The sequence below is a fragment of the Escherichia sp. E4930 genome (assembly GCF_005845405.1).
Classification (GTDB): domain Bacteria; phylum Pseudomonadota; class Gammaproteobacteria; order Enterobacterales; family Enterobacteriaceae; genus Escherichia.
The window spans coordinates 56,315-78,607 of the sequence record NZ_VCDZ01000009.1; the positions used below are offsets into that span (position 1 = coordinate 56,315).

Genomic DNA, 22,293 nt, shown 5'->3' on the forward strand with positions numbered 1-22,293 from the left:
ACCTATGAAATTTACCGTAGAACGTGAGCATTTATTAAAACCGCTACAACAGGTGAGCGGTCCGTTAGGTGGTCGTCCTACGCTACCGATTCTCGGTAATCTGCTGTTACAGGTTGCTGACGGTACGTTGTCGCTGACCGGTACTGATCTCGAGATGGAAATGGTGGCACGCGTTGCGCTGGTTCAGCCGCACGAACCAGGGGCGACGACCGTTCCGGCGCGCAAATTCTTTGATATCTGCCGTGGTCTGCCTGAAGGCGCGGAAATTGCCGTGCAGCTGGAAGGTGAGCGGATGCTGGTGCGCTCCGGGCGCAGCCGTTTTTCGCTGTCTACCCTGCCAGCGGCAGATTTCCCGAACCTCGATGACTGGCAGAGCGAAGTCGAATTTACCCTGCCACAGGCGACGATGAAGCGTCTGATTGAAGCGACTCAGTTTTCTATGGCGCATCAGGACGTTCGTTATTACTTAAACGGTATGCTGTTTGAAACCGAAGGTGAAGAACTGCGCACCGTGGCGACCGACGGCCACCGTCTGGCGGTCTGTTCAATGCCAATTGGTCAATCTTTGCCAAGCCATTCGGTGATCGTGCCGCGTAAAGGCGTGATTGAACTGATGCGTATGCTCGACGGCGGCGACAATCCGCTGCGCGTGCAGATTGGCAGCAACAATATTCGCGCTCACGTTGGCGACTTTATCTTCACCTCGAAACTGGTGGATGGTCGCTTCCCGGATTACCGTCGCGTTCTGCCGAAAAACCCAGACAAACATCTGGAAGCAGGCTGCGATCTTCTCAAGCAGGCGTTTGCCCGTGCGGCAATTCTCTCTAACGAGAAATTCCGCGGTGTGCGTCTGTATGTCAGCGAAAACCAGCTGAAAATCACCGCCAATAACCCGGAACAGGAAGAAGCGGAAGAGATCCTCGACGTTACCTATAGCGGTGCGGAGATGGAAATCGGCTTCAACGTCAGCTATGTGCTGGATGTCCTGAACGCGCTGAAATGCGAAAACGTGCGCATGATGCTGACCGATTCGGTTTCCAGCGTGCAGATTGAAGATGCCGCATCACAGTCGGCTGCCTATGTTGTCATGCCAATGAGACTGTAATGTCCCTCACCCGCTTGTTGATCCGCGATTTCCGCAATATCGAAACCGCGGATCTCGCTTTATCTCCCGGCTTTAACTTTCTGGTAGGTGCCAACGGCAGCGGCAAAACCAGCGTGCTGGAAGCCATCTATACGCTCGGCCACGGTCGGGCGTTTCGCAGTTTGCAGATTGGTCGCGTCATTCGCCATGAGCAGGAGGCGTTTGTTCTCCATGGGCGATTACAGGGCGAAGAGCGCGAGACGGCGATTGGCTTAACCAAAGACAAACAGGGCGACAGCAAAGTCCGCATCGACGGTACTGACGGGCATAAAGTCGCGGAGCTGGCGCATCTGATGCCGATGCAACTGATAACGCCAGAAGGGTTTACTTTACTCAACGGCGGCCCCAAATACAGAAGAGCATTCCTCGACTGGGGATGCTTTCACAACGAACCTGGATTTTTCACCGCCTGGAGCAATCTCAAGCGATTGCTCAAACAGCGCAATGCGGCGCTGCGCCAGGTGACACGTTACGAACAGCTACGTCCGTGGGATAAAGAACTGATCCCGCTGGCGGAGCAAATCAGCACCTGGCGCGCGGAGTATAGCGCCGGTATCGCGGCCGATATGGCTGATACCTGTAAGCAATTTCTCCCTGAGTTTTCTCTGACTTTCTCTTTCCAGCGCGGCTGGGAGAAAGAGACAGAATATGCTGAGGTGCTGGAACGTAATTTTGAACGCGATCGCCAGCTAACCTACACCGCGCACGGCCCGCATAAAGCGGACTTACGCATTCGCGCCGACGGTGCGCCGGTGGAAGATACCTTATCGCGTGGGCAGCTTAAACTGCTGATGTGCGCCTTACGTCTGGCGCAAGGAGAGTTCCTCACCCGTGAAAGCGGGCGGCGGTGTCTCTACCTGATAGATGATTTTGCCTCTGAGCTTGATGATGAGCGTCGCGGGTTGCTTGCCAGCCGCTTAAAAGCGACGCAATCACAGGTCTTTGTCAGCGCGATCAGTGCTGAACACGTTATAGACATGTCGGACGAAAATTCGAAGATGTTTACCGTGGAAAAGGGTAAAATAACGGATTAACCCAAGTATAAATGAGCGAGAAACGTTGATGTCGAATTCTTATGACTCCTCCAGTATCAAAGTCCTGAAAGGGCTGGATGCGGTGCGTAAGCGCCCGGGTATGTATATCGGCGACACGGATGACGGCACCGGTCTGCACCACATGGTATTCGAGGTGGTAGATAACGCTATCGACGAAGCGCTCGCGGGTCACTGTAAAGAAATTATCGTCACCATTCACGCCGATAACTCTGTCTCTGTACAGGACGACGGGCGCGGTATTCCGACCGGTATTCACCCGGAAGAGGGCGTATCGGCGGCGGAAGTGATCATGACCGTCCTGCACGCAGGCGGTAAATTTGACGATAACTCCTATAAAGTGTCCGGCGGTCTGCACGGCGTTGGTGTTTCGGTAGTAAACGCCCTGTCGCAAAAACTGGAGCTGGTTATCCAGCGCGAGGGTAAAATTCACCGTCAGATCTACGAACACGGTGTACCACAGGCTCCGCTGGCGGTTACCGGCGACACCGATAAAACCGGCACGATGGTGCGTTTCTGGCCCAGCCTCGAAACCTTCACCAATGTGACCGAGTTCGAATATGAAATTCTGGCGAAACGTCTGCGTGAGTTGTCGTTCCTCAACTCCGGCGTCTCCATTCGTCTGAAAGACAAGCGTGATGGTAAAGAAGACCACTTCCACTATGAAGGCGGTATCAAGGCGTTCGTTGAGTATCTGAACAAGAACAAAACGCCGATCCACCCGAATATCTTCTACTTCTCCACCGAAAAAGACGGTATCGGCGTTGAAGTGGCGCTGCAGTGGAACGATGGCTTCCAGGAAAACATCTACTGCTTTACCAACAACATTCCGCAGCGTGACGGCGGTACTCACCTGGCAGGCTTCCGTGCGGCGATGACCCGTACCCTGAACGCCTACATGGACAAAGAAGGCTACAGCAAAAAAGCGAAAGTCAGCGCCACTGGCGATGATGCGCGTGAAGGCCTGATTGCCGTTGTCTCCGTGAAAGTGCCGGACCCGAAATTCTCCTCCCAGACCAAAGACAAACTGGTTTCTTCTGAGGTGAAATCGGCGGTTGAACAGCAGATGAACGAACTGCTGGCAGAATACCTGCTGGAAAATCCGACCGACGCGAAAATCGTGGTTGGCAAAATTATCGATGCTGCCCGCGCCCGTGAAGCTGCGCGTCGCGCTCGTGAAATGACCCGTCGTAAAGGTGCGCTGGACTTAGCAGGCCTGCCGGGCAAACTGGCGGACTGTCAGGAACGCGATCCGGCGCTCTCCGAATTGTACCTTGTGGAAGGGGACTCTGCGGGCGGCTCTGCAAAACAGGGGCGTAACCGCAAGAACCAGGCGATTCTGCCGTTGAAAGGTAAAATCCTCAACGTCGAGAAAGCCCGCTTCGATAAGATGCTGGCTTCCCAGGAAGTGGCGACGCTGATCACCGCGCTTGGCTGCGGGATTGGTCGTGACGAGTACAACCCGGACAAACTGCGTTATCACAGCATCATCATCATGACCGATGCGGACGTCGACGGTTCGCACATTCGTACGCTGCTGTTGACCTTCTTCTATCGTCAGATGCCGGAAATCATCGAACGCGGCCACGTTTACATTGCCCAGCCGCCGCTGTACAAAGTGAAGAAAGGTAAGCAGGAACAGTACATTAAAGACGATGAAGCGATGGATCAGTACCAAATCTCCATCGCACTGGATGGTGCTTCCTTACATACCAACGCCAGCGCACCCGCTTTAGCGGGCGAAGCGTTAGAAAAACTGGTGTCTGAGTACAATGCGGCGCAGAAAATGATCGTGCGTATGGAGCGTCGTTATCCGAAAGCAATGCTGAAAGAGCTTATCTATCAGCCAACGCTGACGGAAGCCGACCTTTCCAACGAGCAGACCGTTACCCGCTGGGTGAACGCGCTGGTCAGCGAACTGAACGACAAAGAGCAGCACGGCAGCCAGTGGAAGTTTGATGTCCACACCAATGCCGAGAAAAACCTGTTCGAGCCGATTGTTCGCGTGCGTACCCACGGCGTGGATACTGACTACCCGCTGGATCACGAGTTCATCACCGGTGGCGAATATCGTCGTATCTGCACTCTGGGCGAGAAACTGCGTGGCTTGCTGGAAGAAGATGCGTTTATCGAACGTGGCGAGCGTCGTCAGCCGGTAGCCAGCTTCGAGCAGGCGCTGGACTGGCTGGTGAAAGAGTCCCGTCGTGGTCTTTCCATCCAGCGTTATAAAGGTCTGGGCGAGATGAACCCGGAACAGTTGTGGGAAACCACGATGGACCCGGAAAGCCGTCGTATGCTGCGCGTTACCGTTAAAGATGCGATTGCCGCCGACCAGCTGTTCACCACGCTGATGGGCGACGCCGTTGAACCGCGTCGTGCATTTATCGAAGAGAACGCCCTGAAAGCGGCGAATATCGATATTTAATGGCGTTAACAATGCGAGCGTGCCTGATGCGCTACGCTTATCAGGCCTACAAGACTCATGCAATGTATTGAATTTTCATGATTTTGTAGGCTGGAGAAGGCGTTAACGCCACATCCGGCAAGAAGCTTTAAGAAAAGGGCGGAGATTATCTCCGCCCTTTTTATTTCTGCAATCCGCAATTATCATCCCGCAGAACTATACTTTTTGAGTCAACACGTAACGCTTTACAGGTGATTATCATGGGGCTTTTTGATGAAGTTGTCGGTGCCTTTCTGAAAGGCGATGCGGGGAAATATCAGGCGATTTTAAGTTGGGTTGAGGAGCAGGGCGGCATTCAGGTGCTGCTGGAAAAACTGCAAAGTGGCGGCTTAGGTGCCATTCTCACATCCTGGTTGAGTAACCAACAAAGTAATCAACCGGTGAGCGGAGAACAACTGGAGTCGGCGCTCGGCACAAATGCGGTGTCCGATCTTGGACAAAAACTCGGTGTTGATACCAGTGCTGCTTCCAACATGCTGGCGGAACAATTGCCGAAGATTATTGATGCTCTATCGCCGCAGGGCGAAGTTTCGCCGCAAGCCAATAACGATTTGCTTTCCGCAGGCATGGAGTTGCTAAAAGGAAAACTTTTCAGCTAAGCAAAAGGGGGACACGCAACGCGCGTTGCATCCCCCTTTTCCCTCGGGTGTTGTACTGATTTTTGAGCGCAATCGCGTTAGCATGGGTCAGGAAACAATCTACCTGGGGAACTCATGGCTATCAAACTCATTGCTATCGATATGGATGGCACCCTTCTGCTGCCCGATCACACCATTTCACCCGCCGTTAAAAATGCGATTGCCGCAGCGCGCGCCCGTGGCGTGAATGTCGTGCTAACGACGGGTCGCCCTTATGCAGGCGTTCACAACTACCTGAAAGAACTGCACATGGAACAGCCAGGCGACTACTGCATTACTTACAACGGCGCGCTGGTACAGAAGGCTGCTGATGGCAGCACCGTGGCGCAAACCGCTCTGAGCTATGACGACTACCGTTTCCTGGAAAAACTCTCTCGCGAAGTCGGTTCCCATTTCCACGCGCTGGACCGCACCACGCTGTACACCGCTAACCGTGATATCAGCTATTACACGGTGCATGAGTCGTTTGTGGCTACCATTCCGCTGGTATTCTGCGAAGCGGAAAGAATGGACCCCAATATACAGCTCCTGAAAGTGATGATGATTGATGAACCCGCCATCCTCGACCAGGCCATCGCGCGCATTCCACAGGAAGTGAAAGAGAAATACACCGTGCTGAAAAGTGCGCCGTACTTCCTCGAAATCCTCGATAAACGCGTTAACAAAGGCACTGGTGTGAAATCATTGGCCGACGTGTTGGGCATTAAACCGGAAGAAATTATGGCGATTGGCGATCAGGAAAACGACATCGCAATGATTGAATATGCAGGTGTTGGTGTGGCAATGGATAACGCTATTCCTTCGGTGAAAGAAGTGGCGAACTTTGTCACCAAATCCAACCTTGAAGATGGCGTGGCATTTGCTATTGAAAAGTATGTGCTGAATTAATCAGTGGACGGGCAAACAGCATGAATGCGTTTGCCCGCAGCGATTAACAATTTCTGGTCGTGCATAAAATCAGGAACTGGAGTGGTGACGTTACTATATCCAGCGTAAGAGTGACTGGTAGCAGCGCATTAACGAGGCCGCGCGGGACGCCATCTGTTGCTTTGTACTCATAAAATCCCACCGTAAAGGGTTGATGGAAAACCATCACGTTTGAGTAATCCGCTTTTTTATTTTTCTGGTGGATAGAGCCTTTCAAGCCGTCAAGTGCCCAAGTACAACGCCGGGTATCACAAATAAAACCATATTGTGTTGCCAGTGCCTTATCTTCTTCGTTGTTCCAGTCGTAATAGAGCGTAATAGCACCAGAGAATTTCTTATTACTGCTGCTTAAAATAAATTTCGCATTATCATGGACGGTGATTCTTTCGCCATGAATTGCCGGATCGTTCAGCATTTTAACCACATCACCGCCACCCGTGGTCAGCAGGTAGTCCAGCGATTCGCCAACAAAAACATAGCCTTTCGAACCGTTACTATCCTCTGCCAGTGATAAACCCGTAATCGTGTCTGACCGCCATTGCTGGGCATGTGGACGGCTTGCGGTATTAAAAACCAGTCCTGCGGTTAGACATCCGGTCAACGCGAATGCCAAAGAACACAAACCGGCAGCCTTAAAAAATCCTTTAAAATTCAATTTCATGATTAATCCTTTAAACAAGAGTGCTAAGCCGTTGAAAGCATACTCTTATTTCCCTCCTGATTAGCGCCCGACATCCCTTTTCAGATTTCTGCCCGGCGCATGTCATTTTTTATGCATTGTTCTTTTTGTGATCTAAATTGTAGTACAACAATATAAATTTGTACTACATTACGCGCACGGCAAACGCGAATGTCATCACGCTGGTACTACAAAGTTGCCGCGTTATGCATCGATCGGGGTAAAGTAGGGAAGAACATACAGAGCACAAGGACTCTCCATGACTCTCAATAAAACCGATCGCATCGTCATTACGCTGGGTAAACAGATCGTTCACGGCAAATACGTGCCAGGCTCGCCGCTTCCGGCCGAGGCGGAACTCTGTGAGGAGTTTGCAACCTCGCGCAACATCATCCGTGAAGTGTTCCGTTCACTGATGGCGAAGCGGCTGATTGAAATGAAACGTTATCGCGGCGCGTTTGTGGCAGCGCGTAACCAGTGGAATTACCTCGACACTGACGTACTGCAATGGGTGCTGGAAAACGACTACGATCCACGGCTTATCAGTGCAATGAGCGAAGTACGAAATCTGGTGGAACCTGCGATTGCCCGCTGGGCGGCGGAGCGCGCGACCTCCAGCGATCTGGCGCAGATTGAGTCCGCGCTGAACGAGATGATTGCCAACAATCAGGATCGAGAGGCGTTTAACGAAGCGGATATTCGCTATCACGAGGCGGTACTGCAATCGGTGCATAACCCGGTATTACAGCAACTTAGCATCGCGATCAGTTCGCTGCAGCGGGCGGTTTTTGAACGAACCTGGATGGGCGATGAGGCCAACATGCCGCAAACGCTCCAGGAACATAAGGCGTTGTTCGATGCGATACGGCATCAGGACGGCGATGCGGCAGAGCAGGCGGCGCTTACCATGATCGCCAGCTCGACACGAAGGTTAAAGGAAATCACATGACAGTGTGCTACATCGCAATTGACTGGGGAATATCTCTATAATCCCCAGCGTGTGCCTCTCTCATGACGATAACCACAATGACATGCGTGGTGAAGAAACCCAATTGCACGGCGCGCAGGCACCGGGCAATCCGTAGAACGTACCACGTAGCAGACAGCAGCATTTGTTAAGGCGTATCGAGAGGCAGTGCAATGAAAATCACCAAAATTACCACGTATCGTTTACCTCCCCGTTGGATGTTCCTGAAAATTGAAACCGATGAAGGCGTGGTCGGTTGGGGCGAGCCAGTGATTGAAGGCCGCGCGCGCACGGTTGAAGCGGCAGTTCACGAGCTGGGTGACTATTTGATTGGTCAGGATCCATCGCGCATCAACGACTTATGGCAAGTGATGTATCGCGCCGGATTTTATCGTGGCGGTCCAATCCTGATGAGCGCCATCGCCGGGATCGACCAGGCGTTATGGGATATCAAAGGCAAAGTGCTGAATGCGCCGGTCTGGCAACTGATGGGCGGCCTGGTTCGCGACAAAATTAAAGCCTACAGTTGGGTCGGCGGTGATCGTCCGGCGGATGTTATCGACGGCATTAAAACCCTGCGCGAAATCGGCTTCGATACCTTCAAACTGAACGGTTGTGAAGAACTGGGGCTAATTGATAACTCCCGCGCGGTAGATGCGGCAGTCAACACCGTGGCACAAATTCGTGAAGCTTTTGGCAATCAGATTGAGTTTGGTCTTGATTTCCACGGTCGCGTCAGCGCGCCGATGGCGAAAGTGCTGATTAAAGAACTGGAACCGTACCGCCCGCTGTTTATTGAAGAGCCGGTGCTGGCGGAACAAGCCGAATACTACCCGAAACTGGCGGCACAAACGCATATTCTACTGGCGGCGGGTGAACGCATGTTCTCACGCTTCGATTTTAAACGTGTGCTGGAGGCAGGCGGTATTTCGATTCTGCAACCGGATCTCTCCCACGCAGGCGGTATTACCGAATGCTACAAAATTGCCGCAATGGCAGAAGCCTATGATGTGACCCTTGCGCCGCACTGTCCGCTCGGACCGATTGCACTGGCGGCTTGCCTGCATATCGACTTTGTTTCCTATAACGCGGTACTTCAGGAACAAAGTATGGGCATTCATTACAACAAAGGCGCGGAGTTACTCGACTTTGTGAAAAACAAAGAAGACTTCAGCATGGTCGGCGGCTTCTTTAAACCGCTAACGAAACCGGGCTTAGGCGTGGAAATCGACGAAGCTAAAGTTATTGAGTTCAGTAAAAATGCCCCGGACTGGCGTAATCCGCTCTGGCGTCATGAAGATAACAGCGTAGCAGAGTGGTAATTCCTGCCACGTAAGCCCCTTATCGGGCACTAAAACAGCAATACAAAAATATAACCCTCTGTACATTACAGGGCATGGTGAGCGGCTTCGCTATGCCCAAAATCTGGAGAAAGCTCGCTATGGATATTCCCGTTAATGCAGCAAAGCCGGGGCGTCGGCGTTATCTGACGCTGGTGATGATCTTTATTACGGTGGTCATTTGTTATGTTGACCGCGCTAACCTGGCCGTGGCTTCCGCCCATATTCAGGAAGAGTTCGGTATTACCAAAGCGCAAATGGGCTATGTATTTTCGGCCTTCGCCTGGCTTTATACGCTATGTCAGATCCCCGGCGGTTGGTTTTTAGATCGCGTAGGTTCTCGCGTGACTTATTTTATTGCGATATTTGGCTGGTCAGTGGCGACTTTATTCCAGGGCTTTGCCACGGGATTAATGTCATTAATTGGTCTGCGCGCGATAACCGGTATTTTCGAAGCGCCCGCTTTCCCGACCAATAACCGGATGGTGACCAGCTGGTTCCCGGAACATGAACGTGCTTCCGCCGTTGGTTTTTATACGTCTGGTCAGTTTGTCGGTCTGGCGTTTCTGACTCCGATGCTGATCTGGATTCAGGAAATGTTGAGCTGGCACTGGGTGTTCATTGTCACTGGTGGTATCGGCATTATCTGGTCGCTGATTTGGTTTAAGGTTTATCAGCCGCCGCGCCTGACCAAAGGCATCAGCAAAGCTGAACTGGATTACATTCGTGATGGCGGCGGTCTGGTGGATGGCGATGCGCCGGTGAAAAAAGAGGCGCGTCAGCCGTTAACAGCCAAAGACTGGAAACTGGTGTTCCATCGTAAACTGATTGGCGTCTATCTTGGGCAATTTGCGGTGGCTTCTACACTGTGGTTCTTCTTAACCTGGTTCCCGAACTATTTAACCCAGGAAAAAGGGATCACCGCGCTGAAAGCAGGCTTTATGACCACAGTGCCATTCCTCGCGGCGTTTGTCGGCGTCCTGCTCTCTGGCTGGGTCGCGGATCTGCTGGTACGTAAGGGCTTTTCACTGGGCTTTGCGCGTAAAACGCCGATTATCTGCGGCTTGCTGATCTCCACCTGCATTATGGGCGCTAACTACACCAACGATCCGATGATGATTATGTGCCTGATGGCGCTGGCATTCTTTGGCAACGGTTTTGCTTCGATTACCTGGTCGCTGGTTTCTTCTCTGGCACCGATGCGCCTGATTGGTTTAACCGGCGGCGTGTTTAACTTCGCCGGTGGTCTGGGCGGCATCACCGTTCCGCTGGTGGTGGGGTACCTGGCGCAGGGTTACGGTTTCGCACCTGCACTGGTTTATATCTCCGCCGTCGCGTTGATTGGCGCACTCTCTTACATCCTGCTGGTGGGCGATGTGAAGCGCGTTGGATAATCTTTCAACTGTGGAATATGCGCGACACCACTGCGCATAATCCACTTTCTTAAAGCCGGTGCGGTCAGGCATCGGCTTTTTACTATCTTGCCGAAGAGTTTGAAACGCAGTTTGCGGGTGGCGCGCCAGTAGGCGGCGTTGCTCTTCTCCGGCTGCTTCAGTAACACCGAACGCAGAATCTCTGCGCTATCCAGCGCATAGCTTATCCCCTCCAGCGAGCTGGCGCTGATAAATCCCGCCGCTTCACCAATCAGAAAGGCATTGTCCTTACCGCAGACAAAATCCTGCCAGCGCGAGGGAAACAGCACCGTGCATTTTTCGCTTTTCACCGCCTTACCAAACTGGAACTGAAAGGCGCTCATTTTCTCTTTCAGTGCTGTGAAACGCGTCTGGCCATCTTTCATCGGATAGGCGCCGCCAAAGATAAAATAACCGTCTTTGCTGATACTCCATGAATAACAGTCAGTTATCTCATTATCAAAGATGCAGGAGTAGAACGGCACCGGATGTTTCTCTGCGAACCACTGCTGGATAGCGACATATTTACGAATTTGATGGTCCGGGTAGAGATGTCGCCGCACCATCGAGTTGGCACCATCGGCACCGACCAGATAGCGGGCAGTAATATGCTGCTCCCAGCCGTCTGCACGAAAAATGACATGCCATTTGTCATCCTCACGCCAGATTTTTCGGCACAGGCTATCGTGGTAAACCTCAACGCTGGCGGGGATCAGCGATTTCATCCACTAGTCGAAAGCATGGCGATTAATATTGATATAGCTTCGCTGGTAGTTACGCGTGAGCGATGCGGCGACGTCGACGGTTTTGACGCTGAAAATCTGCGGGTTGGCGATCACATCGACAGGAAGCGTCAGTCCATCGCGAATAAAAGAACGCTGCGCGTCCGGTGCCAGCAGACCGCCACAAGGTTTGCTGAAACCTTCAGTCCCATGCTGGTGCTTTTTATCCAGCGCGATCACCTGCATTTTGCCTGCTAACTTTCGCGCCAACGCCGACCCTGCCGGGCCGAGGCCAATAATCGCCACGTCAAAATGTTCCATCTTTTCACTCACATTCATCACGATGGCAAAAGACTAATGTCTGAAAGTGAAGTCCTTGTGAAGTATGATGGCGGGAACCGTTTTGTATCAGGACCGCGCCATGAAACAGATAACCTTTGCTCCCCGTAATCACCTGCTCACCAATACCAATACCTGGACGCCCGACAGCCAGTGGCTGGTGTTTGACGTGCGTCCTTCTGGCGCGTCGTTTACCGGTGAGACCATTGAGCGTGTGAATATCCATACCGGCGAGGTCGAGGTTATCTACCGCGCGTCACAGGGCGCGCACGTCGGCGTGGTGACCGTTCATCCGAAGTCAGAAAAGTATGTCTTCATCCACGGCCCTGAAAATCCTGATGAAACATGGTATTACGATTTCCATCACCGTCGCGGCGTGGTTGTTGAAGGCGGCAAGATGAGCAATCTCGATGCAATGGATATTACCGTTCCGTACACTCCAGGGGCGTTACGCGGTGGCAGTCATGTACATGTCTTTAGCCCGAACGGTGAAAGGGTGAGTTTTACCTATAACGACCACGTGCTGCATGAACGCGATCCAGCGCTGGATTTGCGAAACGTCGGGGTGGCAGCGCCGTTTGGTCCGGTCAATGTGCAAAAGCAGCATCCACGTGAATACAGCGGTAGCCACTGGTGCGTGCTGGTGAGTAAAACAACGCCCACGCCGCAGCCGGGCAGCGATGAAATCAATCGTGCTTATGAAGAAGGATGGGTAGGAAACCACGCTCTGGCGTTTATTGGCGATACGCTTTCGCAAAAGGGCGAGAAAGTGCCGGAGCTGTATATTGTTGAATTGCCGCAAGATGAAAACGGCTGGAAATTGCCGGGCGACGCGCCGTTAAGCGGAACGGAATCAACTCTGCCCGCGCCACCGCGTGGCGTCGTGCAGCGACGTTTAACCTTTACCCACCATCGGGCTTATCCGGGGTTAGTCAACGTCCCGCGCCACTGGGTGCGGTGTAACCCGCAAGGAACGCAAATCGCGTTTTTAATGCGTGATGATCACGGTATTGTGCAACTGTGGCTTATCTCGCCACAGGGCGGCGAACCGCGCCAGTTAACCCATAACAAAACGGATATTCAGTCAGCATTCAACTGGCATCCATCGGGAGAATGGCTGGGCGTTGTGCTGGATAACCGTATTGCCTGCGTACACGCGCAAAGCGGTACGGTTGAGTATTTAACCGAAAATCACGCCAACCCACCTTCGGCGGACGCGGTGGTCTTCTCGCCGGATGGTCAATGGCTGGCGTGGATGGAAGCCGGCCAGTTGTGGATAACCAAAACTGGCCGCTAAATCAGTTCACGGGCATTCTGGCTGGTGGAATGACGGCATTGATGGCTTGCGCGTCGGCTTCGCTTTTTTCCACGCGCGAGCGCACTGAACTGTCTTTGCGGAACGCATCCCAAGGCAGAAGTAGCGTATCCATGACAGCGGTAAATGGCATATCGAGAATTGCCAGCGATTTGGTTCCCCAGTTTGTTGTGTCATCACCAATCATGGTGGCACTGGCGCGGGTGCCGGGGTACGTTCCCTCCTTCCCCCCGGTATGGGACATTACGCTGGAGCATCCTCCGAGTAATGCCATTCCGCTGCATATCATGAACGCTAACAACACATTTCTTATCATAATAAATTCATCTGTTGATCGTGGGTGTTGGCATGATGTGTTATAGCGATCCCTTGCTGAAAATAACATCATCATTACGTCGCACTGTGGCGGCTATCGCACTTTAACGTTTCGTGCTGCCCCCCAGTCTATGCAATAGACCACAAACTGCAAAAAAAAGTCCGTCGAAAAGACTTGAAAAGTGCATATCCAGACCCATTTTTATACCGTAGCCAATGAGAACACGCCTGATGGGTGTTCTGGCTATCCGACCTGTCCATTGTGGAAGGTCTTACATTCTCGCTGATTTCAGGAGCTATTAATTATGCGTAACTTTGATTTATCCCCGCTTTACCGTTCTGCTATTGGATTTGATCGTTTGTTTAACCACTTAGAAAACAACCAGAGCCAGAGTAATGGCGGCTACCCTCCGTACAATGTTGAACTGGTAGACGAAAACCATTACCGCATTGCTATCGCGGTGGCTGGCTTTGCCGAAAGTGAACTGGAAATTACCGCCCAGGACAATCTGCTGGTGGTGAAAGGTGCTCACGCCGACGAACAAAAAGAGCGCACCTATCTGTACCAGGGCATCGCTGAACGCAACTTTGAACGTAAATTCCAGTTAGCTGAGAACATCCATGTTCGTGGCGCTAACCTGGTGAACGGTCTGCTGTATATCGATCTCGAACGCGTGATTCCGGAAGCGAAAAAACCGCGCCGTATCGAAATCAACTAATTCCCTAAGGCCGCAGTGCGCGGCCTGACATTTGATGCTCGCCGTCAGGGAGCATATGCGAATCTTCGGATTTGCAGGTACTTACTCGCTTCTTAGAAGGAGAAATGACTATGCGTAACTTCGATTTATCCCCACTGATGCGTCAATGGATCGGTTTTGACAAACTGGCCAACGCACTGCAAAACGCCGGTGAAAGCCAGAGCTTCCCGCCGTACAACATTGAGAAAAGCGACGATAACCACTACCGCATTACCCTTGCGCTGGCAGGTTTTCGTCAGGAAGATTTAGAGATTCAACTGGAAGGAACGCGCCTGAGCGTAAAAGGCACGCCGGAGCAGCCAAAAGAAGAGAAGAAATGGCTGCATCAAGGGCTTATGAATCAGCCGTTTAGCCTGAGCTTTACGCTGGCTGAAAATATGGAAGTCTCTGGCGCAACCTTCGTTAATGGTTTACTGCATATTGATTTAATTCGTAATGAGCCTGAACCCATCGCAGCGCAGCGTATCGCTATCAGCGAACGTCCCGCGTTAAATAGCTAATTAGCTATTCTCTTTGCCCCGCCAGTTTGGTGGGGCTTTTTTTTGCCTGCAATCTTCAACAATGTTTTAATTTTCGCCAATTTAAGATGTTCCGGCACTTTCTTTACCGTGATAATGTGCGCCATAAGGCAAATCTGCTTCACCGATTCAGCCATAATCCGTAGCAATTAAAATGTTATTTCAAGAGAAATGGACGATGAGTGATATAGCATTAACGGTCAGTATTCTGGCTTTGGTGGCGGTCGTCGGGTTGTTTATCGGCAACGTCAAGTTTCGCGGTGTTGGATTGGGCATTGGCGGCGTGCTGTTCGGTGGGATCATCGTCGGCCATTTTGTTTCACAGGCGGGGATGACATTAAGCAGCGACATGCTGCATGTTATCCAGGAATTTGGTCTGATCTTGTTCGTTTATACTATCGGTATTCAGGTGGGGCCGGGCTTCTTTGCCTCGTTGCGTGTCTCCGGATTACGCCTCAATTTGTTTGCTGTTTTGGTTGTCATCCTCGGTGGTCTGGTCACCGCCATCCTGCATAAACTTTTCGATATTCCACTTCCCGTGGTACTGGGGATTTTCTCCGGCGCGGTCACCAATACACCAGCGCTGGGTGCAGGTCAGCAGATCTTACGTGACCTGGGGACACCGATGGAGATGGTCGATCAAATGGGGATGAGCTATGCGATGGCGTATCCATTTGGGATTTGCGGCATTTTGTTCACTATGTGGATGCTGCGGGTTATTTTCCGCGTCAATGTTGAGACTGAGGCGTTGCAACACGAGTCCACGCGGACTAACGGTAGCGTGCTGATCAGGACCATTAACATCCGTGTTGATAACCCTAACTTACATAATTTAGCGATTAAAGATGTACCGATTCTCAATGGCGATAAAGTTATCTGCTCGCGATTGAAACGAGAGGAAACCCTCAAAGTACCTTCTCCGGAAACCATTATTCAGTTGGGCGATTTGCTTCATCTGGTGGGACAGCCTGCGGATTTACATAATGCGCAATTGGTGATTGGTCAGGAAGTGGATACCTCGCTGTCGACGAAAGGCACCGATCTGCGCGTCGAACGCGTGGTGGTCACCAATGAGAATGTGCTTGGTAAACGTATTCGCGACCTGCACTTTAAGGAGCGCTATGACGTCGTTATTTCGCGCCTGAACCGTGCTGGCGTTGAATTAGTTGCAAGTAGCGATATTAGCCTGCAATTTGGCGATATTCTCAACCTGGTTGGACGCCCGTCCGCGATTGATGCCGTTGCTAATGTATTAGGTAATGCGCAGCAAAAATTGCAACAGGTACAAATGTTACCGGTGTTTATTGGTATTGGGCTTGGCGTATTGTTGGGCTCCATTCCGGTGTTTGTGCCTGGATTCCCGGCTGCGTTGAAGTTGGGGCTGGCGGGGGGGCCACTGATTATGGCGCTGATCCTCGGGCGTATCGGCAGCATTGGTAAGCTTTACTGGTTTATGCCGCCAAGTGCCAACCTGGCGCTGCGCGAACTGGGTATCGTACTGTTTCTCTCGGTAGTTGGCCTGAAATCCGGCGGCGATTTTATCCATACACTGGTGGATGGCGAAGGGTTAAGCTGGATAGGCTATGGCGCATTGATTACTGCAATTCCGCTGATCACGGCTGGCATTCTGGCGCGGATGTTAGTCAAAATGAATTATCTCACGATGTGCGGGATGCTCGCGGGTTCAATGACCGATCCTCCGGCGCTGGCGTTTGCCAATAATCTTCATCCTACCAGTGGTGCGGCGGCGCTCTCTTACGCCACGGTGTATCCATTAGTCATGTTCCTGCGCATTATCACACCGCAGTTACTGGCGGTGCTTTTCTGGAGTATCGGCTAACTCCTTTTTGGGTGGAGTTACCGTCAATGGTACTCCACCTGGTATTCACAATGCATTTCTGAACATTACCGCGTTGCTTAAACCAGTGAACCGCCGGTCAGGAAGGAAAAGATAAGGAATATCAGCAAAATGCTGCACACGATGCCGATACCAAAAAGCAAGGTATGGAAAGCCAGCGTCCCGCCGCCAAATACCAATGCGCCTCGAATGCCCCAGTGATTTTCCTTACGCATACCGCCAATAAATGCGCAAAGTAGCGCAGCAATGGCCAGTGCGATACCGCTTTGATCGAGGATTTTATCGACATCAACCGTCTCTTTTTTCTCCACCGTAGTAATTTTTTCACCTTTTATTCCGGCGAGAAGACCTCTTTTAATTTCAGCCGTTTTGTCCGCCACGATGCTTTCCAGCGTTGGTGGTGGCGCGGCAAAAGGGCCGAATGAAAAGTGGATAATACCCATCAATAAAGCGATGGCACCGAACAGTATGCCCAGTGAACTGCTTTTATTTTGCGCTATGATACCCATCTGACCTCCTTGTAATGGATGGCAAAAGCATATCAGGAAACGGGCGGACGAAATTCTTAAAAATAACCGCTAAAGGCAGAGTGTTAGTGAAAGTGCAAAGGAGCAACAATGAAAATTTCCCGCCTCGGAGAAGCGCCTGATTACCGCTTTTCGTTGGCTAATGAACGTACATTTCTGGCATGGATCCGTACCGCGTTGGGATTTCTGGCGGCGGGCGTCGGGCTGGATCAACTTGCGCCAGACTTCGCCACGCCCGTCATTCGTGAGCTGCTGGCGTTATTGTTATGCCTGTTTTCCGGCGGGTTAGCGATGTATGGCTATCTGCGCTGGTTACGCAATGAAAAAGCGATGCGTCTGAAAGAGGACTTACCCTATACCAACAGCTTATTAATCATCAGTTTAATATTGATGATCGTAGCGGTAATAGTCATGGGGCTGGTGCTGTATGCCGGATAGTCGCAAAGCCAGACGCATTGCTGATCCCGGACTTCAGCCAGAACGGACATCGTTGGCGTGGTTTCGCACCATGCTGGGCTATGGCGCGCTGATGGCGCTGGCAATTAAACACAACTGGCATCAGGCCGGCGCGTTGTTCTGGATTTCTATTGGCATTCTCGCCATTGTGGCATTAATACTTTGGCGCTATACCCGTAATCGTAATTTAATGGATGTGACTAATAGTGATTTTTCTCAATTTAACGTAATCCGTGACAAATTTATGATCTCCCTCGCGGTGTTATCTCTTGCAATACTGTTTGCTGTAACGCATATACATCAACTAATCGTATTGATTGAGAGAGTCGCATGACAGGAAGTCAGGTTGTAAATGCTGAAGAGGACAGGCATAAACTGGTTGTAGAGTATAAAGACGCGCTACAACCTGCCGATTTTTATCAGAATTTCAAACAGCGGGGTCTTCGCTCCGTGCAAATTATTCCCCATATAGAATTTGATGACCGGGGCGAGCTGACAGCTTCTTCGGTGACGGCTGAACTGTGGGGACAATTTTTAATCGCTCTGTTCGAGCATTGGGTGCGTGCAGATATTGGTCGTATATCAGTCGAACTTTTTGACGCCACGCTGCAAAAATGGTGCGGGAGCGAAAACGTACAACTTCGGCGGGAGTGTCAGGTGTGCGACTGGCATCGCTTGTGCCGGCATTCCCAGGAGGATTCTCCTGGCAACGTGCTTTGTGTTGGCTATCAAGCTTTTTATTCCCACTCTGCGCCGCACATGCGGGTGATGCGTGACCTGATAAAGCAGCATCGTTCTCCCATGGAGTTGATGACGATGCTGCGGTGACGTGAGCTTAAACAGGCTGCCCCTGATGCGACATCCGCGTCGCCAGCGGTAGCCAGCACAGCACGATCAACAATCCCATTAAGGTCATCAACAACCCCAGGCTGCTCTGACCGGTTTGCGGCAGCATCGCGGAGAGCGACGCCAGCACGCCGGAACCAATGTTTTGCAGGCCGCCGACCAGCGCACCAGCCGTGCCAGCCAGGAAGGGGAATGGCTCCATTGCGCCGCTGGTTGCCAGCGGAAACAGCATCCCGGCACCGAAAAAGAACAGCGCGGCGGGAACGAGCAACGTCCAGACATTCATCACGCTAAACCAGCCGGGGATCCACATCATCATTCCTGCCAACAGGCAGCAGATAACCGACTGCCACATTAATGTAGAGAAGCGTTTATTCGGTCGACCAGCAAACCATGCGCCGAAGAATGCCGCTGGAATTGGCAGAATAAACAAAATACTGACTGTCATACTGCTTAACCCTAACACTGCACCCATCAACACACCGGAACAGGCTTCGAAAGCGGCAATCCCCGCCAGACCACCAATTAACATCAGCAAATAGCAGTTAAAGCTGCCATTGCCAAAGAGTGTTTTATAACTGGTGAGCAGGCGCGTACGCGGCGCATCGACAGGGCGTGTTTCCGGCATCCAGCGCGCCATGCTGAACGTCACACTGGCACAAAGCACCAGTAAAAACAGATAACAGGCCCGCCAGCTCCACAGGGTATTCAGCAGGCCGCCAATGAGTGGTGCGAGCAACGGACTTACGAGAATCCCCATATTTAACATGCTATTAGCGTGACGAAGCTGTGTCCGTTCATATAAATCACGCGGCAATGTACGCGCCATTACGCCGCCGACCCCGGTCCCCATCCCCTGAATCGCACTGGCGGCAATTAACACCGTCAGGCTGGAAGTGGTGACTGCCACCAGTGTCGCCAACATAAAAATGGACATTCCGACGAGGATCACCGGGCGGCGTCCCACCCTGTCGGAAATTGGGCCATAAAATAGTTGTGAGATACCGTAGGTCAGCAGATAAGCGCCCATTACGCTCTGCACCGCCCCTTCACGGACGTTGAGATCTTGTGCCATATCGGCAATAGCAGGAATATAAATAGTTTGTGCCATCTGACCGACGGCCACGAGTAATACCAACATCAATAATAAATTGACGTTTCTATGCCTTTTCATTATCACGGACGCTTTTAAAAATATATTTAGAATAAGTTACTACGCATTCGAATAAATGCAGGAGAGGAATCTATCACATTGATAAATGTTAGCCAGATATATATACGGAATGATGAATAACAAAACGGCAGAAAATATAAACAACAGCGGCAATAAATGTTGCCGGAAGGACTTTGGCTTAAATAAATACTGTGGGCCGGATAAGATGCGTCAGCATCGCATACGACACCAATCTGCCAGCAGAATATGAAAGGGGAGCGGTTTCCCGCTCCCCTTTAGTGCGGCTTGAATCTGAATCACTTCAGGTATTTCAGAACAGCATCAAGCAGTTGCAGTGCAGCAACAATGAGTTTGAGGATAAGAATGGCAATATCCACCAGGCTCATACGCGTCTCCTGTGGTTCAGGAGCACTGCCAGCTGACGTACCTTTCCGCTGCCTGTTGCCAGCTGTTGCGCACGCAGCTTCTTCAGAAGAAACGTTGTGCTTGTTGACATAACACAGTGTGCTCACGCGGGGTTAAGGCGCTGACGGCACCACCCGTTTCAGCCAGGACTTAGTGCGCCGGGTAACGATGCGGCCCCGCATAACACATTGCGTACAGTGATATTATAGAATTATACTGTATAAATAAACAGTAAAAATTAGACAAAGTCAAAACTGTGATCGATACTCAATTATGCGCTAAATAAGTCAAAATTCGTGCCGAAATTGCGCGTTCTGCGCGGAACACGTATACTTTCAGTGTTGACATAACACAGTGTGCTTTGCGGTTACCAGCCGCGGGCGGCTGACAAAACCTCGCTCCGGCGGGGTTTTTTGTTACCTGCGTTTCAGTACAAAACGTGATCAATTCCCCAATTATTCCTTGATGAAAAATTTTCCATTGTCTCCCCTGTAAAGCTGTGCTTGTATAAATATTGTTAAACACAAAACCAACAAGGTCCCCAATGACTACTTCCATGCTCAACGCGAAACTACTACCAACTGCGCCATCCGCCGCAGTGGTCGTCGTGCGTGTGGTGGTGGTCGTCGGCAATGCGCCGTAGGGACTGGAACAACACACGATTCCAAAACCCCGCCGGCGCAAACCGGGCGGGGTTTTTCGTTTAAACACCTCCCGGAAAGTCGGCCCAGAAGAAAAGGACTGGAGCATGGCAAGTTCGGGCACAACATCGACACGTAAGCGTTTTACTGGCGCAGAATTTATCGTTCATTTCCTGGAACAGCAGGGCATTAAGATTGTGACGGGGATTCCGGGCGGTTCGATTCTCCCTGTTTACGACGCCTTAAGCCAAAGCACGCAAATCCGCCATATTCTGGCCCGTCATGAACAGGGCGCGGGCTTTATCGCCCAGGGAATGGCGCGTACCGACGGCAAACCGGCGGTCTGTATGGCCTGTAGCGGGCCGGGTGCGACTAACCTGGTGACCGCCATTGCCGATGCGCGGTTGGACTCCATTCCGCTGATTTGCATCACCGGCCAGGTTCCCGCCTCGATGATCGGCACCGACGCCTTCCAGGAAGTGGACACCTACGGCATCTCTATCCCCATCACCAAACACAACTATCTGGTCAGACATATCGAAGAACTCCCGCAGGTCATGAGCGATGCCTTCCGCATTGCGCAATCAGGCCGCCCTGGCCCGGTGTGGATAGACATTCCTAAGGATGTACAAACGGCGGTTTTTGAAATTGAAGAACAGCCCGCGGCGGCAGAAAAAGCCGCCGCGCCCGCCTTTAGCGAAGAAAGCATTCGTGACGCTGCGGCAATGATTAACGCCGCCAAACGCCCGGTGCTTTATCTGGGGGGCGGTGTCATTAACGCGCCCGCGCGGGTGCGTGAGCTGGCTGAGAAAGCGCAGCTGCCCACCACCATGACCTTAATGGCGCTGGGCATGTTGCCAAAAGCACATCCGCTGTCGCTGGGCATGCTGGGGATGCACGGCGTGCGCAGCACCAACTATATCTTGCAGGAGGCGGACCTGCTGATTGTTCTCGGTGCGCGTTTTGATGACCGGGCAATTGGCAAAACTGAAGAGTTCTGCCCGAATGCCAAAATTATTCATGTGGATATCGACCGCGCGGAGCTGGGTAAAGTTAAGCAACCGCACGTGGCGATTCAGGCGGATGTTGATGATGTGCTGGCGCAGCTGATCCCACAGGTGGAAGCCCAGCCGCGTGCAGAGTGGCACCAACTGGTGGCGGATTTGCAGCGCGAGTTCCCGTGTCCTATTCCGAAAGCGTGCGATCCATTAACACATTACGGGCTGATTAACGCCGTTGCCGCCTGTGTCGATGACAACGCGATTATCACCACCGACGTGGGTCAGCATCAGATGTGGACAGCGCAGGCCTATCCGCTCAATCGACCACGTCAGTGGCTGACTTCTGGTGGGCTGGGAACGATGGGCTTCGGTTTACCCGCAGCGATAGGTGCGGCGCTGGCTAACCCGGATCGCAAAGTGTTGTGTTTCTCCGGCGACGGCAGCCTGATGATGAATATTCAGGAGATGGCGACCGCCAGTGAAAACCAGCTGGATGTCAAAATCATCCTGATGAATAACGAAGCGCTGGGACTGGTGCATCAGCAACAGAGTCTGTTCTACAAGCAGGGAGTTTTTGCGGCCACCTATCCGGGAAAAATCAACTTTATGCAAATTGCGGCCGGGTTCGGCCTCGAAACCTGCGATTTGAATAATGAAACCGATCCGCAGGCGGCATTACAGGAAATTATCAGTCGCCCTGGTCCGGCGCTGATCCACGTACGCATTGATGCCGAAGAAAAAGTGTACCCAATGGTGCCGCCAGGCGCGGCAAATACTGAAATGGTGGGGGAATAA

The 22,293-nt window shown here is 51.9% G+C and carries 22 protein-coding genes, 3 pseudogenes and 1 other annotated feature; of the genes and pseudogenes, 19 read left to right on the top strand and 6 right to left on the bottom strand.

The genetic code is table 11. The features are described from left to right. Window positions 1-4: 4 nt before the first annotated feature. From dnaN to yidA, 5 genes are all read left to right on the top strand, one after another. Window positions 5-1,105: a DNA polymerase III subunit beta gene (gene dnaN, locus FFT88_RS13005; protein WP_000673464.1), complete on the top strand. Its 1,101-nt coding sequence runs from the start codon at window positions 5-7 to the stop codon at window positions 1,103-1,105. Next, a complete protein-coding gene (recF, locus tag FFT88_RS13010) occupies window positions 1,105-2,178 on the top strand; it encodes a DNA replication/repair protein RecF (protein ID WP_000060112.1) in 1,074 nt (357 codons plus the stop codon). Before dnaN ends, recF begins: the two co-directional genes overlap by 1 nt. Window positions 2,179-2,206: 28 nt before the next feature. Next, window positions 2,207-4,621 (top strand): DNA topoisomerase (ATP-hydrolyzing) subunit B, encoded by a 2,415-nt coding sequence (gene gyrB, locus FFT88_RS13015; RefSeq protein ID WP_135403721.1) that lies wholly within the window; start codon window positions 2,207-2,209, stop codon window positions 4,619-4,621. A 239-nt stretch (window positions 4,622-4,860) separates the two neighbouring features. Then, window positions 4,861-5,259 carry a YidB family protein gene (locus tag FFT88_RS13020; protein ID WP_205714159.1) on the top strand — a complete coding sequence of 133 codons (399 nt, stop codon included), beginning with the start codon at window positions 4,861-4,863 and terminating at the stop codon, window positions 5,257-5,259. A 114-nt stretch (window positions 5,260-5,373) separates the two neighbouring features. Beyond that, the gene (yidA, locus tag FFT88_RS13025) at window positions 5,374-6,186 is read left to right on the top strand and encodes a sugar-phosphatase (protein ID WP_130215106.1); all 813 of its coding nucleotides are present in this window, start codon (window positions 5,374-5,376) and stop codon (window positions 6,184-6,186) included. Window positions 6,187-6,229: 43 nt separating this feature from the next. Here yidA and FFT88_RS13030 read toward each other — a convergent pair whose 3' ends face one another. Continuing rightward, window positions 6,230-6,886 carry a hypothetical protein gene (locus FFT88_RS13030; protein ID WP_135403719.1) on the bottom strand — a complete coding sequence of 219 codons (657 nt, stop codon included), beginning with the start codon at window positions 6,884-6,886 and terminating at the stop codon, window positions 6,230-6,232. Window positions 6,887-7,163: 277 nt separating this feature from the next. On the opposite strand from FFT88_RS13030, the gene dgoR reads away from it, so the two are divergent. The 5 genes and pseudogenes from dgoR to FFT88_RS13055 all read left to right on the top strand — a co-directional run bounded on the left by dgoR (window position 7,164) and on the right by FFT88_RS13055 (window position 10,605). Beyond that, window positions 7,164-7,853, top strand: coding sequence for a D-galactonate utilization transcriptional regulator DgoR (gene dgoR, locus FFT88_RS13035; protein ID WP_000174297.1), 690 nt, complete (start codon window positions 7,164-7,166; stop codon window positions 7,851-7,853). A gap of 28 nt (window positions 7,854-7,881) precedes the next feature. Continuing rightward, window positions 7,882-7,983, top strand: a pseudogene (locus FFT88_RS13040) (2-oxo-3-deoxygalactonate kinase); the annotation flags it as partial. After that, a pseudogene (locus FFT88_RS13045) lies at window positions 7,977-8,048 on the top strand (2-dehydro-3-deoxy-6-phosphogalactonate aldolase); the annotation flags it as partial. The pseudogenes FFT88_RS13040 and FFT88_RS13045, both read left to right, overlap by 7 nt. Continuing rightward, the gene (gene dgoD, locus FFT88_RS13050; protein ID WP_135403718.1) at window positions 8,045-9,193 is read left to right on the top strand and encodes a galactonate dehydratase; all 1,149 of its coding nucleotides are present in this window, start codon (window positions 8,045-8,047) and stop codon (window positions 9,191-9,193) included. The pseudogene FFT88_RS13045 and the gene dgoD, both read left to right, overlap by 4 nt. Window positions 9,194-9,267: 74 nt before the next feature. Beyond that, complete coding sequence (locus tag FFT88_RS13055) at window positions 9,268-10,605, top strand: MFS transporter (protein ID WP_167851588.1); 1,338 nt, start codon at window positions 9,268-9,270, stop codon at window positions 10,603-10,605. Here FFT88_RS13055 and cbrA read toward each other — a convergent pair. After that, window positions 10,566-11,666, bottom strand: a pseudogene (gene cbrA, locus FFT88_RS13060) (colicin M resistance lipid reductase CbrA). The gene FFT88_RS13055 and the pseudogene cbrA overlap by 40 nt on opposite strands. 100 nt (window positions 11,667-11,766) lie before the next feature. Here cbrA and FFT88_RS13065 point away from each other — a divergent pair. Further along, the gene (locus FFT88_RS13065; RefSeq protein ID WP_205714160.1) at window positions 11,767-12,981 is read left to right on the top strand and encodes a DUF3748 domain-containing protein; all 1,215 of its coding nucleotides are present in this window, start codon (window positions 11,767-11,769) and stop codon (window positions 12,979-12,981) included. Window position 12,982: 1 nt separating this feature from the next. Here FFT88_RS13065 and FFT88_RS13070 read toward each other — a convergent pair whose 3' ends face one another. Beyond that, window positions 12,983-13,315 carry a YceK/YidQ family lipoprotein gene (locus tag FFT88_RS13070; protein WP_130215114.1) on the bottom strand — a complete coding sequence of 111 codons (333 nt, stop codon included), beginning with the start codon at window positions 13,313-13,315 and terminating at the stop codon, window positions 12,983-12,985. 238 nt (window positions 13,316-13,553) lie between these two features. Continuing rightward, window positions 13,554-13,626: a sequence feature (ROSE (Repression Of Heat Shock gene Expression) occurs in the 5'-region of heat shock genes and acts as an RNA thermometer to modulate expression.), on the top strand. Here FFT88_RS13070 and ibpA point away from each other — a divergent pair. From ibpA to FFT88_RS13085, 3 genes are all read left to right on the top strand, one after another. After that, complete coding sequence (gene ibpA / locus FFT88_RS13075; RefSeq protein ID WP_001243437.1) at window positions 13,620-14,033, top strand: small heat shock chaperone IbpA; 414 nt, start codon at window positions 13,620-13,622, stop codon at window positions 14,031-14,033. Its footprint overlaps the feature before it by 7 nt. A 110-nt stretch (window positions 14,034-14,143) precedes the next feature. Then, window positions 14,144-14,572 (top strand): small heat shock chaperone IbpB, encoded by a 429-nt coding sequence (ibpB, locus tag FFT88_RS13080; RefSeq protein ID WP_001243431.1) that lies wholly within the window; start codon window positions 14,144-14,146, stop codon window positions 14,570-14,572. A 196-nt stretch (window positions 14,573-14,768) separates the two neighbouring features. Next, the gene (locus tag FFT88_RS13085) at window positions 14,769-16,430 is read left to right on the top strand and encodes a putative transporter (RefSeq protein WP_130206782.1); all 1,662 of its coding nucleotides are present in this window, start codon (window positions 14,769-14,771) and stop codon (window positions 16,428-16,430) included. Between the two features lie 77 nt (window positions 16,431-16,507). On the opposite strand, the gene yidI is transcribed toward FFT88_RS13085, so the two are convergent. Beyond that, window positions 16,508-16,957 (bottom strand): protein YidI, encoded by a 450-nt coding sequence (gene yidI / locus FFT88_RS13090; protein ID WP_135403716.1) that lies wholly within the window; start codon window positions 16,955-16,957, stop codon window positions 16,508-16,510. A gap of 108 nt (window positions 16,958-17,065) precedes the next feature. On the opposite strand from yidI, the gene FFT88_RS13095 reads away from it, so the two are divergent. From FFT88_RS13095 to FFT88_RS13105, 3 genes are read left to right on the top strand one after another with little or no spacing between them, the layout of a single operon-like run. After that, window positions 17,066-17,413 (top strand): YidH family protein, encoded by a 348-nt coding sequence (locus FFT88_RS13095; protein WP_000703955.1) that lies wholly within the window; start codon window positions 17,066-17,068, stop codon window positions 17,411-17,413. Then, window positions 17,403-17,765: a DUF202 domain-containing protein gene (locus tag FFT88_RS13100; RefSeq protein ID WP_130206779.1), complete on the top strand. Its 363-nt coding sequence runs from the start codon at window positions 17,403-17,405 to the stop codon at window positions 17,763-17,765. The genes FFT88_RS13095 and FFT88_RS13100 overlap by 11 nt, the downstream gene beginning before the upstream one ends. After that, window positions 17,762-18,259: a radical SAM protein gene (locus tag FFT88_RS13105; protein WP_135403715.1), complete on the top strand. Its 498-nt coding sequence runs from the start codon at window positions 17,762-17,764 to the stop codon at window positions 18,257-18,259. Before FFT88_RS13100 ends, FFT88_RS13105 begins: the two co-directional genes overlap by 4 nt. 7 nt (window positions 18,260-18,266) lie before the next feature. On the opposite strand, the gene emrD is transcribed toward FFT88_RS13105, so the two are convergent. After that, a complete protein-coding gene (gene emrD, locus FFT88_RS13110) occupies window positions 18,267-19,451 on the bottom strand; it encodes a multidrug efflux MFS transporter EmrD (protein WP_130215120.1) in 1,185 nt (394 codons plus the stop codon). A 296-nt stretch (window positions 19,452-19,747) separates the two neighbouring features. Next, entirely contained in the window at window positions 19,748-19,837 is a 90-nt protein-coding gene (tisB, locus tag FFT88_RS13115; protein ID WP_000060506.1) for a type I toxin-antitoxin system toxin TisB, read from the bottom strand. Window positions 19,838-20,400: 563 nt separating this feature from the next. Between tisB and ivbL the strand changes: the two genes are divergently transcribed. Both ivbL and ilvB read left to right on the top strand, forming a co-directional pair. Then, a complete protein-coding gene (gene ivbL, locus FFT88_RS13120) occupies window positions 20,401-20,499 on the top strand; it encodes an ilvB operon leader peptide IvbL (RefSeq protein ID WP_001300753.1) in 99 nt (32 codons plus the stop codon). Between the two features lie 105 nt (window positions 20,500-20,604). Further along, entirely contained in the window at window positions 20,605-22,293 is a 1,689-nt protein-coding gene (ilvB, locus tag FFT88_RS13125) for an acetolactate synthase large subunit (RefSeq protein ID WP_135403714.1), read from the top strand.

Bases quoted from the DNA above. Each gene is read 5' to 3' on its own strand.
- FFT88_RS13105 (WP_135403715.1), top strand. From the start codon at position 17,762: ATGACAGGAAGTCAGGTTGTAAATGCTGAAGAGGACAGGCATAAACTG.
- yidA (WP_130215106.1), top strand. From the start codon at position 5,374: ATGGCTATCAAACTCATTGCTATCGATATGGATGGCACCCTTCTGCTG.
- gyrB (WP_135403721.1), top strand. From the start codon at position 2,207: ATGTCGAATTCTTATGACTCCTCCAGTATCAAAGTCCTGAAAGGGCTG.
- FFT88_RS13085 (WP_130206782.1), top strand. From the start codon at position 14,769: ATGAGTGATATAGCATTAACGGTCAGTATTCTGGCTTTGGTGGCGGTC.
- FFT88_RS13020 (WP_205714159.1), top strand. From the start codon at position 4,861: ATGGGGCTTTTTGATGAAGTTGTCGGTGCCTTTCTGAAAGGCGATGCG.
- FFT88_RS13095 (WP_000703955.1), top strand. From the start codon at position 17,066: ATGAAAATTTCCCGCCTCGGAGAAGCGCCTGATTACCGCTTTTCGTTG.
- ilvB (WP_135403714.1), top strand. From the start codon at position 20,605: ATGGCAAGTTCGGGCACAACATCGACACGTAAGCGTTTTACTGGCGCA.
- ibpB (WP_001243431.1), top strand. From the start codon at position 14,144: ATGCGTAACTTCGATTTATCCCCACTGATGCGTCAATGGATCGGTTTT.
- FFT88_RS13070 (WP_130215114.1), bottom strand. From the start codon at position 13,315: ATGATAAGAAATGTGTTGTTAGCGTTCATGATATGCAGCGGAATGGCA.
- tisB (WP_000060506.1), bottom strand. From the start codon at position 19,837: ATGAGCCTGGTGGATATTGCCATTCTTATCCTCAAACTCATTGTTGCT.
- FFT88_RS13100 (WP_130206779.1), top strand. From the start codon at position 17,403: ATGCCGGATAGTCGCAAAGCCAGACGCATTGCTGATCCCGGACTTCAG.
- dgoD (WP_135403718.1), top strand. From the start codon at position 8,045: ATGAAAATCACCAAAATTACCACGTATCGTTTACCTCCCCGTTGGATG.
- dgoR (WP_000174297.1), top strand. From the start codon at position 7,164: ATGACTCTCAATAAAACCGATCGCATCGTCATTACGCTGGGTAAACAG.
- FFT88_RS13030 (WP_135403719.1), bottom strand. From the start codon at position 6,886: ATGAAATTGAATTTTAAAGGATTTTTTAAGGCTGCCGGTTTGTGTTCT.
- FFT88_RS13065 (WP_205714160.1), top strand. From the start codon at position 11,767: ATGAAACAGATAACCTTTGCTCCCCGTAATCACCTGCTCACCAATACC.
- yidI (WP_135403716.1), bottom strand. From the start codon at position 16,957: ATGGGTATCATAGCGCAAAATAAAAGCAGTTCACTGGGCATACTGTTC.
- FFT88_RS13055 (WP_167851588.1), top strand. From the start codon at position 9,268: ATGGTGAGCGGCTTCGCTATGCCCAAAATCTGGAGAAAGCTCGCTATG.
- ivbL (WP_001300753.1), top strand. From the start codon at position 20,401: ATGACTACTTCCATGCTCAACGCGAAACTACTACCAACTGCGCCATCC.
- ibpA (WP_001243437.1), top strand. From the start codon at position 13,620: ATGCGTAACTTTGATTTATCCCCGCTTTACCGTTCTGCTATTGGATTT.
- dnaN (WP_000673464.1), top strand. From the start codon at position 5: ATGAAATTTACCGTAGAACGTGAGCATTTATTAAAACCGCTACAACAG.
- recF (WP_000060112.1), top strand. From the start codon at position 1,105: ATGTCCCTCACCCGCTTGTTGATCCGCGATTTCCGCAATATCGAAACC.
- emrD (WP_130215120.1), bottom strand. From the start codon at position 19,451: ATGAAAAGGCATAGAAACGTCAATTTATTATTGATGTTGGTATTACTC.